General features: G+C 33.1%; 12 protein-coding genes. 9 read left to right on the top strand and 3 right to left on the bottom strand.

All coding sequences use genetic code 11. From position 1 onward, the window contains the following. The first annotated feature begins 658 nt into the window (after positions 1–658). The 4 genes from IC221_RS13780 (at position 659) to IC221_RS13765 (ending at position 3756) form a co-directional block, all read left to right on the top strand. Complete coding sequence (locus tag IC221_RS13780) at positions 659–1012, top strand: hypothetical protein (RefSeq protein WP_188169522.1); 354 nt, start codon at positions 659–661, stop codon at positions 1010–1012. Between the two features lie 406 nt (positions 1013–1418). Continuing rightward, positions 1419–1769 carry a hypothetical protein gene (locus IC221_RS13775; RefSeq protein WP_188169521.1) on the top strand — a complete coding sequence of 117 codons (351 nt, stop codon included), beginning with the start codon at positions 1419–1421 and terminating at the stop codon, positions 1767–1769. Positions 1770–1973: 204 nt separating this feature from the next. Continuing rightward, positions 1974–2951 (top strand): hypothetical protein, encoded by a 978-nt coding sequence (locus tag IC221_RS13770; protein WP_188169520.1) that lies wholly within the window; start codon positions 1974–1976, stop codon positions 2949–2951. A 139-nt stretch (positions 2952–3090) separates the two neighbouring features. After that, positions 3091–3756: a phosphatidylserine decarboxylase family protein gene (locus IC221_RS13765; RefSeq protein ID WP_188169519.1), complete on the top strand. Its 666-nt coding sequence runs from the start codon at positions 3091–3093 to the stop codon at positions 3754–3756. 81 nt (positions 3757–3837) lie between these two features. Here IC221_RS13765 and IC221_RS13760 read toward each other — a convergent pair whose 3' ends face one another. From IC221_RS13760 to IC221_RS13750, 3 genes are all read right to left on the bottom strand, one after another. Further along, positions 3838–4608, bottom strand: coding sequence for an MBL fold metallo-hydrolase (locus IC221_RS13760; protein WP_188169518.1), 771 nt, complete (start codon positions 4606–4608; stop codon positions 3838–3840). A gap of 23 nt (positions 4609–4631) precedes the next feature. Beyond that, entirely contained in the window at positions 4632–4925 is a 294-nt protein-coding gene (locus IC221_RS13755; RefSeq protein WP_044205381.1) for a hypothetical protein, read from the bottom strand. Between the two features lie 72 nt (positions 4926–4997). Further along, entirely contained in the window at positions 4998–5372 is a 375-nt protein-coding gene (locus tag IC221_RS13750) for a response regulator (RefSeq protein ID WP_044205382.1), read from the bottom strand. A 286-nt stretch (positions 5373–5658) separates the two neighbouring features. Between IC221_RS13750 and IC221_RS13745 the strand changes: the two genes are divergently transcribed. From IC221_RS13745 to IC221_RS13725, 5 genes are all read left to right on the top strand, one after another. Continuing rightward, entirely contained in the window at positions 5659–6123 is a 465-nt protein-coding gene (locus tag IC221_RS13745) for a DUF6702 family protein (RefSeq protein WP_188169517.1), read from the top strand. Positions 6124–6214: 91 nt separating this feature from the next. Next, positions 6215–9145: a gliding motility-associated C-terminal domain-containing protein gene (locus tag IC221_RS13740; protein WP_188169516.1), complete on the top strand. Its 2931-nt coding sequence runs from the start codon at positions 6215–6217 to the stop codon at positions 9143–9145. Between the two features lie 281 nt (positions 9146–9426). Beyond that, positions 9427–10539 (top strand): undecaprenyldiphospho-muramoylpentapeptide beta-N-acetylglucosaminyltransferase, encoded by a 1113-nt coding sequence (gene murG / locus IC221_RS13735; protein ID WP_188169515.1) that lies wholly within the window; start codon positions 9427–9429, stop codon positions 10537–10539. A gap of 10 nt (positions 10540–10549) precedes the next feature. Next, complete coding sequence (gene murC, locus IC221_RS13730; RefSeq protein WP_188169514.1) at positions 10550–11920, top strand: UDP-N-acetylmuramate--L-alanine ligase; 1371 nt, start codon at positions 10550–10552, stop codon at positions 11918–11920. Between the two features lie 6 nt (positions 11921–11926). Further along, positions 11927–12706: a cell division protein FtsQ/DivIB gene (locus tag IC221_RS13725; protein ID WP_188169513.1), complete on the top strand. Its 780-nt coding sequence runs from the start codon at positions 11927–11929 to the stop codon at positions 12704–12706. Positions 12707–12881 lie beyond the last annotated feature (175 nt).

Genomic DNA, 12881 nt, shown 5'->3' with positions numbered 1-12881 from the left:
AAATTACAATTTTACTTTGATAGTAAATATAATTTGTTGAAATTAAAGATTATTAACACACTTCTTTTAACATTTACCTGTTTATATGACCGTACACTCTACTAAATCTTATTATCAAAATTCTTTCATAACTAAGTCTACAATAACTTTAAATTATTCACTGTCAACTGTTAATCATCAAATTGCAAATGAAACAATAACACTAAACGAATGCAAATCATTACTTTATGAGCGTTTCTTGTCCTTAAGAAAGATAAGACAGCACGTGTCATTGCAAGATTGTATTGATGAATTATCAAAAGAGGTTCCCAAAGAGGTCCTAGACAAAGTTGATCTCCTATAATTAGAAAGAATTCAAAGTACCAATCAGAGGATTGGTACTTTTTTTTGTTTTATAACAAAAGGTATTTCTTTCAAGCAATTTTTTTAAAGTCCATTCATGTATTGTGTCCTGCCGAAAAAGTTCCTGAGACTTAGAAAAAAAACATTTTAAAATATAAGAATATAAAGTAATTCATATCACTATTTTAATAAAATGTATATCATACGGTTAATTATATTGTACAATTGAAATATTTACAATTATTTAGAGTTATTAAACAAAGTCGCTAGGCCTTGAATAATATAAAAATTTAGTTCCTACCAAAAAGCCTGTCCCATGAACGTATATCATAAAATCACATTAGAAGGAGAATTGAAGTATTCTGATATCAATTTTTCAGTTTTCTTACAAGTATCATCAAAACACAACCTTTTGAGATATGATATAGAAACAAATGGAGAGCGATTAACGGAGATCGAAAGATTAAAGTTATTGAAGATGGGAATTAATCAATTTGCAGAAACAAGAGTTTATGAAACTTTTCTTGAGTTTAGAGAACAATGCATAGATGCTACTTTAGAAGATTATTATACAGTACTCTCTAAAGAATTGTCTTATGACATCATTAAAGATAAACTCTATGAATTTGAAATCCTTACTACAGAAGTGGAATTACGTCACGCTTCTTAATTAAGATATTAAAATATTACAACCCATAAAATAGCTTATTGCTTTAAAAATTAGTTGGAAGTTTGTTTGTTAGTTGAGAAAGAACCTGTAAGATTTACAGGTTCTTTTTTTTATTCAGAATTTTAAATTTTTCATTTTATGAAGAATTATTTTTTCTGGTAAAATTATATTTTGTGATAATAACTAATGAGAGAATATTCATTTATTAAATTTTGTTTACTAAAAATCATCTAAAACAGCCTTTTAAATGCGTTTTTAGAAAGAAAATATTGTACTATTTCTTTATTAGTGTGTTTTTTACTATTATTTTTTTGTGCACTTACCTGAAATTTACTTGATTGCAAACGTGGATTTAACAAAGATCTACTGAAACAAATATCGCTGACAATTTAAAATAGTAACCTAGATGATTATCAAATTTAACTTCGTTTATACAGACCATTCTTCAAATGAAACAATTTATGGAACACTTAAAATAACACAATTAGAAGGAGTTATGACTCCTATATATGATGTGATTATTGATAGTGAAAACGAAGTAGTTGATACTACTGTATTATTCAATTTTGCATTACAACAATATGTAGAATCAAGAATTTACGAATTGTTTAGCCAATCAAGAAATTTACACCTTTTCTATACTAGAGAAGATTATAAAAATATAATAGGAAGAGAAGTTCCATCTTTTGTGGTTGATCATGTTTTAGAAAACATGACATCACTTATAGCTGATGTAGAGGTTCGCCAAGCATCGTAAGGAACTTACTTATAACCTAATAAGATTTTATTAGTTGAAAGTTTGTTTGTTAGTTTAGTTTAAGAGGAAAGAGTTTTCGAGTTTCGGGAACTCTTTTTTTTGCTTTTTAAACACTAAAATGGAATTTATTTACAGGTGTAAAACTAAACTTGCATAGTAGTTGCATAGGAGTTTTATATCTTATCAAAATAGAAATCTAAATTAATGCCTCGTAATTTTTTTTATAAACTAATAATAGTTGCTTTTTTGTTGTGCTTTTCAAAAGAAGGGAAAGCTCAATATGCTGTATGGAAGGCAGGTATAGGATTTCAATCTGAGAATATTTTTTCAAGTAAATGGAAAGAAAGTATTTCGTCTACAAATTCAATGACCGGGGTTAGTTATCCTGGGTTAAGTTGGGGTTGGGGATGGAATTTGTCATCAGATTATTTAGTAAAAGATGGAATAGCTGTAGGTTTTCGCTATGCCAATACCTATTATTCAAACTCTTCTAATTCAGCATTTCAAACCGCTTCATCTGAGGCTCAATTTGTAGACTTTACGGTCTATGGAGATTTTTATCTATTAAAGTTTTTCCAAAACTCTTTCTTACCATACATTCACGAGAGTTTCTTTGTGAGAGTAGCACCTTCTTATCATTCTAGTAAAATTACATCTACTGGTCAGATAATCTCTGAAATGGATACGATTAGCATGGAAGGTTCAAATGGTACAGCGGGAATTGGATTAGGTTTAGGTGTGGGGTATACAAAATATGTAACAGACAGAATTAGTATAACAGGTATGTTGAATACTAATTTCTATTATGCTAGTTCGGCTGCACAGCTCCCTAATAATGGCCTTCTGGATTATGATGGAAGTACGAATTCTTCTTTTTTTCTGACAAGAATGTCTGCCGAGGTAAAAGTGGCTTATACCATAAAACAAAGAAAGCCGCTTTGCCCGATAAAGACTTGTGGAGTACAACAGGAACACTCTCATGCAGTCTTAGGAGGTGCAGTTGTAAGGGGGAATAGTTATAAGTATAGACAAAATCAAAAGTATGGAGATGTTCATAGAGGTGATGTGAAACGTAAGCGTTCCAAGGATAAAAAAGCAAAGTCACAGAGACAACAAGGAAAACTCCAAAGAAAAGAGAAACGGAATAGAAAAAGGTTGAGAATTATCGGTGGTGGACATTAGTTTTATTCATATTAAGATAAAAATTTCATAAGAAATACTACATTTGTATGTTTTATCATTAACCGGTGTTTATTTCATTATCTGAATAAATGAAATAAGAGTTACTGGAGATAATAAATAGTTTATTTTAAACACATTCATGACAATACACAGGGAAGGACATTCATTACTTATATCATTATTGATTTTACTTACAGTCCTAAATGCGCCACTTTATTATTACATGCCTGAGGCTAAAACAGTGCATGCAGTAGTTTTAACAGTTAGTGTTATATTCTTTTTACTAATCCTACAGTTCTTTAGAAATCCAAGAAGAACAATACCTCAAGGAGAAAATCTCGTGATCGCCCCTGCAGATGGCAAGGTGGTTGTGATAGAGGAAACAAAAGAAGAAGAATACTTCAATGAGAAGAGAATTCAGATCTCAATTTTTATGTCTCCATTGAATGTTCATTTAAGTAAAAATCCTATCTCTGGAGTGATCAAGTTCTTTAAATACCACCCTGGTAAATTTTTAGTAGCTTGGCACCCAAAGTCAAGTACTGATAATGAAAGAACTACTTTTGTTACTGAAAACGGAAATGGTATTCAAGTACTTTACCGTCAGATTGCAGGTGCCTTAGCACGTAGGATTAGATGGTATGTAAAAGAAGGAGATGCTGTAAAACAAGGAGAAGAGTTTGGTTTTATAAAATTTGGATCAAGAATAGATGTTTTCTTACCATTGGACGCTAAAATCAACGTCAATTTAGAACAAAAAACAAGAGGAGGAGAAACAATTATCGCAGAGTTACCTTCAGCTTAGTTTTAAGATATTTCTAAAAAAGCTCATTAGACAATTTTAAGTTGTTTAATGAGCTTTTTTATTTATGAATAGTAACTTCTTTTAAAGTGTAAAGCTAAGCCCATCATAAGCCAGTGATACATTATCAGGAAGTGTTTTTTCAACTTCAGCATGCAAACCAAGGTTGTGGCTGATGTGTGTCAAATAAGCCTTTTTTGGTTTTAGAATGTCAATAACTTCAAGAGCTTCTTGGAGGTTGAAGTGAGACTGGTGAGGTTTGTGTTGTAATGCATTTAATACTAAAACATCAAGGTGCTTCAATTTTTGCATTTGATCTTCCTCAATTTTATTAGCATCAGTGATATAGGCAAAATTATTAATTCTGTATCCCATAACGGGTAGTTTTCTGTGCCAAACTTCAATGGGAGTAATCAAAGTATCTCCAATTGTGAAGTCCGTATCTTTTTTCACTTCATGCAGTTCTACAGAAGGAACTCCAGGGTATTTGTCTTCTACGAATATATAACTGAACTCTTGTTTTAATTGACCAAAAACACTTTCGGTTCCATATAAATTAATAGGCTTCATGTCATTCAGGAAGTAAAATCCTCGAATATCATCCATTCCGGCCGTATGATCTTTGTGCTGATGTGTAAAGATCAATCCATCTAATGTTGTTATTTTTTCTCGGAGTACCTGTTGACGAAAGTCTGGTCCTGAATCTATAATCAAACTTTTTTGATCATTAGTTTCAATATGTATCGACGAACGTAATCGCTTGTTCTTGTATTCTATAGATCTGCATACCTCGCATTGACATCCAATAATTGGGACACCTTGTGAAGTACCTGTACCTAAAAATGTAATTTTCATAATTACTAAAAAATGAGTTGTAATTATAGACTGAAACCTTCTTGAGTTACAGTGGCATAAAGGTCTTGATTTTTTTCGCTGAGTACACTGCTATCAATACTAATTTCATTGAGGATATCAATCATGGATTGAATTTTACCTTCTTGACTGTAGTACTTGTTGATAATGGCTACTTTTGCATTTTTGATCAAGCAGTACCCTGATTTAAAACTTCCTTTTTCATAACGGAGGTTGTACTCCGTTTCAGCAAATAAATCTTCTAGCTTAGTTTGTAAACCTTTTGTAGGTTTTAGAATAACCTTTTTTGTATTAGACATAAAAAAACTGAATAAATTACATCTTGCAATGTAACTTATTCAGTTGAAATCTTCGTAGGTAAGTAAGGATTTTTAATTATTTGTGACTTTGTTTACCACATTGACTAAGTTGTCAAAGTTCAATGGTTTTGGTAAATATTCATTGATACCTACTGCTTTGAAATCGTCCATGCTATAGTTTTTAGCATTTCCAGTAATAGCTACGATTGGAACGGCATTTTTTGAATCATCATCTAAAGCTCTAATTTTTTGAGCACATTCCATTCCGTCCATCACTGGCATATTAATATCTAAAAGAATAGCGTCGTAATGGTCTTTATTTAGCTTATCTAATACTTGTTGACCGTTTTTAACTGAAATGATTTCGTAATTTTGAAATTGTAAAACTTTTCTAGTGATATTTTGTATTACTGAACTGTCTTCAGCTACTAGTATTTTTTTTCCCATTTGTAAATTATAGTTTCAGATTGATTACAGAAATTTAGACATATATGAGTTGAGTAAATTAGAATTTCTGCTTTAATTGATATTACTAACTTACTTATAAAAATAAAAAAAATATTTAATGAAATTATCAATTGACATTAATAGTCTTAAATAAAATAGAGAAATTCAAAGATTATATTTGTAGAATTATAATTTATCCTTGATTTTAAACATAATCAATTTTCTTTTTCGTATGAATTTTTTAATGATTAAACCTTCTATTGTCCTATTTAGTATTCTCCTTTCAATGGGAGCTAATTTTCACCCAATACATTTAAGTGTTTGTGAGGTAAATTATAATGAAAGCACAAAGGGAGTTGAAATAGCCTTAAAAGTATTTTTTGATGACTTGGAAGAAGGTGTAGTACTCAACGGTGGGCCTCAGTTGCATTTATTTACTGATAAAGAAGAGGTTAAAAGTGATGAGTGGATCTTGAAATACCTTCAAGAAAAGCTGCTGCTCAAAATTAATAGTAAAGATGTGACGCTGAATTGGGTGGGGAAAGAGACTGATGAAAAGAGAGATATTCAGTCACTTTGGATCTATTTAGAGGTCCCTAATGTAAAAAAAGTGAAGGATTTAGAAATAAAAAATACAATACTTTGTGACGTGCATCAAGACCAAAGAAATATGTTGCACTTAAAGTGTAATGGCAAAAAAGTAAGTTGGTTGTTTGATATTGAAAAAATATCTGAAACAATTCACTGGTAATCGTTGACAAATCTGCTAATTGATTTGTATATTAAACTAATGAATCAATCATTCAGACTAAACCTATAAATGATACGCATAGCATTTTAATATGAATTTACAAACATATAAGCAGGTCAGTTTTGTACTGATACTATTGTCAATCAGTTTCTTATTTCAGACTCAAGCGCTAGCTACTCATATTAGAGCAGGTGACCTTACAATGAGAAGGGTCAATGAAGTTTCGTTGACTTATGAGGTGACTGTAATTCTTTATAGAGATGTAACAGGAGTTCAGGCAGGGGAAGGTACTATTTCATTTGGAGACGGTACTGATAATGCTATTGTGTCACCTGAGGAATTGGGATTTACACAAGATGGGGAAACTCAGATTATTCGCTACAGAGTGAGTCACACATTTCCATCGTCAGGAAGTTATAAAGTAAGCTACTTTGAAAGAAACCGAAATCCAGGTGTGAGAAATATGGACATTTCATCAGAGACACCTTTCTTTATTCAATCTGAGTTTTTTATCAATCCAGTTCTAGGGTTGAATAGTTCTCCTTTCTTACTTATTCCACCTGTAATTAAAGGTGCAGTAGGTCAGAAATTTGTGCACAATGCTGGTGCTTATGATGTGGATGGCGATAGTTTATCTTATCGTTTAACAGTTTGTTTACAAGGTGAAGATACACCAGTGCAAAATTATCGTTTTCCAGATGATCCTAATGAAGAATGGTCAAGAGAGACAGAGGATTGTGAGGTGCCACCCGTTTTTTATATTGATGAAATTACGGGAGACCTAGTATGGAATGCTCCTTTTGTTTTTGGTGAATACAATATTGCATTTTTAGTGGAAGAGTGGAGAGACGGTATTCGTATCGGTGCTGTAAACCGTGATATGCAAGTTATAATTACTGACCCGCTCAACTTAAGGCCCTTGATCGAGACACCTCCAGACACATGTGTGATAGCAGGAACTGAGTTGTCAAAGATTATTTTTGCTGAAGATCAAGATACAGAACCATGTTATAATCCTGATTCAACCGTTGAATGGGGACCTCATCCTATTGATTTTAAAATTGCTCAAAAAGATGTAGATATCTCACCTTACGTGGATATGGGATTTGACGTCAATTATTATGGATTGAATAATAGTAAAGCGGATGGAGCATTCTCCTGGACACCAACATGTGATGATATTCGATCTGCACCTTATCAGATTACGTTCGAAGCCGTCGATCAAACGTCAGCTGGAAATACAGATTTAGGAACTCTTGAAAATTGGAATGTACATGTTTTAGGACCACCACCATTAGGCTTAACTGCTAATCCTCCTACTTCAGATGAATTACAGAGGTATGACAACAAAGTTACGTTAAGTTGGGATGCTTATGAGTGTTCTAATGCAAGAGAAATTTATATCTACAGAAAAGTGGGATCATTTGATTATGAACCTTCTTGTGAAACAGGTTTGCCGAATTGGACGGGTTACCAATATGTAGGGCAGGTTGACGCAAGTCAGAATACCTACATTGATAGAAATGTTGAGCAAGGGGTCACTTACTGTTATAGGATTTATGCAGTTTTCCAACCTCCGCAAGGCGGGGAAAGTGTAGCGTCTTCAGAAGCTTGTGCTTTTATTCCAGATTCACAGTATATTGTTAATACTGACGTAAATGAGACGGGTTTAGATGATGGGGAAATTTTGGTGAGATGGACTAAACCAATGGATGTTGCAGACCTTTCAAGTGTTCAGTACAACATTTACAGAGCGGATGGAGAAGAAAAAGCAGAAGACAGTGAATACCTAAAATTAAACGGAAGTCCTTTAGGAGTGAATGACACTACTTTCACGGATCGTCTACTTAACAATGTGAGTATTCATTATCATTATAGAATTGAACTTTTAGAAAATGGATCACCTTCTGATACGACTTATATTGCTAATTTCGTGAAGTTGAGTGCATCTTCGGGAATCGATTTTGTTGATTTGTCATGGGGTGGTACAGTTCCATGGAATTTGACACCTGATTCTGTCATGTTAGCGAGTGGACTGACTGTAGGTGTTTATCATTACATATATAGAAAAGTAGAAGGTGATGAGCCAGATTATTCATTATATGATAGTGTTTATGTCAATACAGAAGGATTAAGGTACACCGATAATGGAACTGCTCTTGAGCCTCTTGACGATCGAAAGTTGTATTCTTATTATGTATCAACTGTGGGTTCTTATCAACAACCCATCATCGCAGAACCTTTAATCAATAAAACGCAGGAATTAACGGTCGAATTATTAGATACTATTCCACCATGTCCACCGATTTTGACACTGAAAAATTATGATGATGGGGTGATATTAAACGACCCAAATGATTGTAATGTTACTCCTTTCAGAGATGGTGAAAGGACTTGTGCAAAAGATAGATTCTCAGTTGAATTGACCTGGGAGAATCAGCTAGGTAATGGATGTGATGAGGATATTGTAAAGTATAATATCTATTTTACTCCAAGAGAAGCGATTAATAAATTAGATTTTGGAGCACCTGTTATGACAATTGATCACCCTGCTGACCGAGAACTCTCAGAGGGGTATTTCTATGAATTCCTTAATCGAGAATTTGTATCTGGTTCTTATGCTGTCACGGCTTTAGATAATTCTGGAAATGAAAGTGCTTTGAGTAATATTATTGTTCAAGACAATTGTCCATATTACGAATTGCCAAATGCTTTTAGCCCGAATGGTGACGGTATCAATGATACATTTATTCCAATGCGTTGTCCACGATTCGTTAAAACTGTAAAGTTCTCCGTGATTAATCGATGGGGATCTGTGATTTATGAATACAACAGTGATGAACACAGTGGTGATATAGAAATCAATTGGGATGGAAAAACAGAAGGAGGAAATCTTTTTGAACCTGGAAATTATTATTACGAAGCTGAATTAACGAATTATAGACTTAATTCAGGAGACGAAGAAGTAAAAATCAAAGGATCTTTTGTAATACTCAGAGGAAAAGATCAAGCCGGGAAATAAAAAGAGGTGTTGTTTTTCACTAAAAGAGCAGTTTCAAACCTACTCATAATCATAAAATAATTCTATTTTTGTGAAAGTATTCTAGTAATAGGATACTTTTACTTTTTTAGAGGGTTGTAAGTGCTTTTAGAATTCAAATAAGAACCTGGAATTATTCTGTTTTTACATTTTTTGAAGTACTTATTTTTAGAAAAGGGCTATCGACATTACAAAACAAGTGAATAGAAGAATTAGCATTAACGTTATTCCCTAGTGATCTTGGTAAACCATAAATAAAACAAATGAAGTTAAAAGTCATCATATCTGGAGGCGGTACTGGCGGTCATATTTACCCTGCTATTGCTATTGCCAACGCAATCAAAGAACAACGTCCAGAAACTGAAATTCTTTTTGTAGGTGCAGAAGGGAGAATGGAGATGGAAAAAGTACCTGAATCTGGTTATGAAATTGTCGGTTTACCAATTGCAGGAATTCAAAGAAGATTGACACTTGAAAATCTATCATTCCCTTTTAAGTTGATAAAAAGCTTATGGAAAGCCAGCTCGATAATCAGTGATTTTAAACCGAATGTGATTGTAGGAGTAGGAGGTTATGCAAGTGGCCCTATTATGTGGAGAGGACAGTCAAGTAGAATTCCAACCGTAATCCAAGAGCAAAATGGCTATGCTGGTTTAACAAATAAAATATTAGGAGGAAGAGCCGAAAAGATTTGTGTGGCTTATCCTGATATGGAATATTATTTTCCAAAAAAGGTTATTTCTTTTACAGGAAACCCTGTTCGTCAAGATATTATTGAGTTAGAGAGCAAAAAGGAAGAAGGGTATAAAGAGTGGGGTTTTGATCCTACTAAAAAGGTTGCCTTCGTATTTGGTGGAAGTTTGGGTGCTTTGACTTTAAATGAAAGCATGGCAAAAGGAGTTCAAAGGTTATTAGATGAAGGTATTCAGGTGATTTGGCAGACAGGGAAGTATTACTATGAAAAATACCATGCAGAGTTTGGAGGAAAAGAAGGCTTACATGTCGTGTCATTTATTAAAAATATGGCGAATGTATATGCTATTTCTGATATTGTAGTAGCGAGAGCAGGTGCATTATCCATTTCTGAACTTTGTTTAGCAGGGAAACCGTCTATTTTGGTACCATCTCCTAACGTTGCTGAAGACCACCAAACAAAAAATGCAACAGCTTTAGTGAAAGAAGATGCTGCCATTCTTGTCAAGGATACTGAAGCGAGAGAGCAATTAGTGAACGAGATGTTAGCTTTGATGCAAAACGAAGAAAAGTTACAATCTTTAAGTAAAGCAATCCTTCAATTAGGAAAGCCAAATGCAGCCAATGATATAGCAAATGCTGTATTAGAATCTGCTGAACGTCATTATAAAAGAATGAATTAATTTATAGAAAATGTTACCTGCATACATATATTTTTTAGGAGTCGGAGGAATAGGAATGAGTGCTTTAGCACGTTGGTTTAATGCTAATTCCTATGAAGTGGAAGGTTATGATAAAACACCTACAGATTTAACAGCAAAACTTCAAGAAGAAGGTATCAATATTGTATTTGATGATAGTAAGGAGGCTTTATCGAAAAAACTATTATCCTTACCCAAAGAAGATGTTTTAGTAGTGTATACACCTGCTATTCCAGCATCACATCAAGGAATGCAATACCTGAAAGAAAACGGCTACACGTTAAAGAAAAGAGCTGAAGTATTAGGGTTGATTACGAGAGATAGTTTTACTGTAGGTATAGCAGGTACACATGGGAAAACGACTACCTCTTCTATGCTTTCCCATATTTTGAAATCTGCCAATAAAAATGTTTCGGCGTTCTTAGGCGGTATCAGTACAAATTATGGAACGAATATGTTACTTGGTGATAGTAATAAATCGGATCATATTGTGGTAGTGGAAGCCGATGAATTTGATCGCTCATTTTTACAACTGTCGCCTGATATTATTGGAGTAACAAGTTGTGAAGCAGATCATTTAGATATCTATGGCGACGAAGATGCTGTTTTTGTATCATTTCAAGAGTTTATTAATAAATTGCCTGATGATGGACAATTGTTTTTGGAGAAAAGTATTCAAAAATTAAAACCTCAAGGGAAAGTAGACCTTACTACATACGGTATTGAGGGAGGTGATGTTTTTGCTGAAAATCTTCACGTGGAAAACGGAGCTTTTGTATTTGATGCTCATATAAATACTACTACATTTAATAATGTAAACCTTCAAATGCCAGGTTTTCATAATGTAGCCAATGCATTACTAGCAATGTCAATTGCTTTACAAATCGGAATCACCTCTGAAGAAGTAAGGGAAGGTATTGAGAGCTATAAAGGTGTGAAAAGACGATTTGAAAAGTGGGTTGATACAGCAAATAAAGTGTATATTGATGATTATGCACATCACCCTACAGAAATCACTACTTTTATAAAGTCGATCAAAGCTTTATATCCGGGAGAAAAGATTACGGTAATTTTCCAACCACACTTATATTCTAGAACAGCTGATTTTGCAGATAACTTTGGTGAAAGTTTATCCCTTGCGGATGAAGTTTGGTTATTACCGCTTTATCCTGCGAGAGAAAAGTTTGTGGAAGGTGTCAATTCAGAAATGTTGCTAGGTAAAATTCTTCATGATAATAAACGTATTGTTCAAGATGAAGACCTTTTAGATGAGGTAACGAAGTATGATGGTAAAGTTATTGCCACTGTTGGTGCAGGAAATATCGACCGCTTTATAAAAGATATTGCTCAAATTCATAAGTAATAGTTTATGAAAGAAAATAAATCACTATCACAACTCTTTTCTCAAAAGGGAATAGGAAGCATTTTAGTCTTGGTAGGCTTATTAATCATTTTTGTACTTTACACAGTTACAAGAAGGAATGTCTATACTACAGATGGAGAGTTGGTTATTAATGTGACAAACTATAATGCTCCTCGTTTTGTGGAAGATACTGAAGTGAAAGATGCTATCACAAAAATGAATTTGGAAAGAAAAGATCTCAATCAAATTTCAATAAAGGAAATTGAGAATTCTTTGAATGCCATTCAATTTGTAAGAAAAGCAGAAGTATCTCGTGATGTCTCCAATAATTTAATTATTGATATTGAACAGGATAGGCCAATTGCTAGAGTGATTACACCTTCAGGTAAATCAACATACATTAATAAAGAAGGAAAACTTATAGGACTTTCTAAAAAATATGCCGCAAGAGTGTTGTTAATCACAGGTGATGGTACTGAAAAATTAATGTCACACAAATATTGGAGTGAGGAGGTATTTGGACAAAATTTATTGTATTTTATCAACAAGCTGAATAATGATCGTTTTTGGAATGCACAGTTGACACAACTTGACTTAAAACGTGATATGACCATAACTGCTTATCCTCAAGTAGGCAAAGAACGTATCGAATTTGGAAAACCATTGGATTTTGATCAAAAACTAGGGAAATTAAAAGTGTATTATAATACTATTTTAAGTTCTAAAGGCTGGAATGTATATAAAAAAATTAAGTTGCAGTACGAAGGTCAAATTGTATGTAACTAAGATTATAAAGGGCAAATAAAAGAAACGTTTCAGGCGTACTAACTAATTTCAATTTGAATAATTTGCTTTTTTGGATACATATTAGGAAATTTTGATTTTTTAATAGTTTTCGGATTTAAGATCCTCATTAATAAAACATAAACCCACAAATTACTCATCATAAATTTGTTTAGAG

The organism is Flammeovirga sp. EKP202 (assembly GCF_014534745.1).
In the GTDB taxonomy this organism is placed as follows: domain Bacteria; phylum Bacteroidota; class Bacteroidia; order Cytophagales; family Flammeovirgaceae; genus Flammeovirga.
This window is presented reverse-complemented; position numbering and strand designations above follow the sequence as displayed.

Bases quoted from the DNA above. Each gene is read 5' to 3' on its own strand.
- IC221_RS13780 (WP_188169522.1), top strand. From the start codon at position 659: ATGAACGTATATCATAAAATCACATTAGAAGGAGAATTGAAGTATTCT.
- IC221_RS13775 (WP_188169521.1), top strand. From the start codon at position 1,419: ATGATTATCAAATTTAACTTCGTTTATACAGACCATTCTTCAAATGAA.
- IC221_RS13770 (WP_188169520.1), top strand. From the start codon at position 1,974: ATGCCTCGTAATTTTTTTTATAAACTAATAATAGTTGCTTTTTTGTTG.
- IC221_RS13765 (WP_188169519.1), top strand. From the start codon at position 3,091: ATGACAATACACAGGGAAGGACATTCATTACTTATATCATTATTGATT.
- IC221_RS13760 (WP_188169518.1), bottom strand. From the start codon at position 4,608: ATGAAAATTACATTTTTAGGTACAGGTACTTCACAAGGTGTCCCAATT.
- IC221_RS13755 (WP_044205381.1), bottom strand. From the start codon at position 4,925: ATGTCTAATACAAAAAAGGTTATTCTAAAACCTACAAAAGGTTTACAA.
- IC221_RS13750 (WP_044205382.1), bottom strand. From the start codon at position 5,372: ATGGGAAAAAAAATACTAGTAGCTGAAGACAGTTCAGTAATACAAAAT.
- IC221_RS13745 (WP_188169517.1), top strand. From the start codon at position 5,659: ATGGGAGCTAATTTTCACCCAATACATTTAAGTGTTTGTGAGGTAAAT.
- IC221_RS13740 (WP_188169516.1), top strand. From the start codon at position 6,215: ATGAATTTACAAACATATAAGCAGGTCAGTTTTGTACTGATACTATTG.
- murG (WP_188169515.1), top strand. From the start codon at position 9,427: ATGAAGTTAAAAGTCATCATATCTGGAGGCGGTACTGGCGGTCATATT.
- murC (WP_188169514.1), top strand. From the start codon at position 10,550: ATGTTACCTGCATACATATATTTTTTAGGAGTCGGAGGAATAGGAATG.
- IC221_RS13725 (WP_188169513.1), top strand. From the start codon at position 11,927: ATGAAAGAAAATAAATCACTATCACAACTCTTTTCTCAAAAGGGAATA.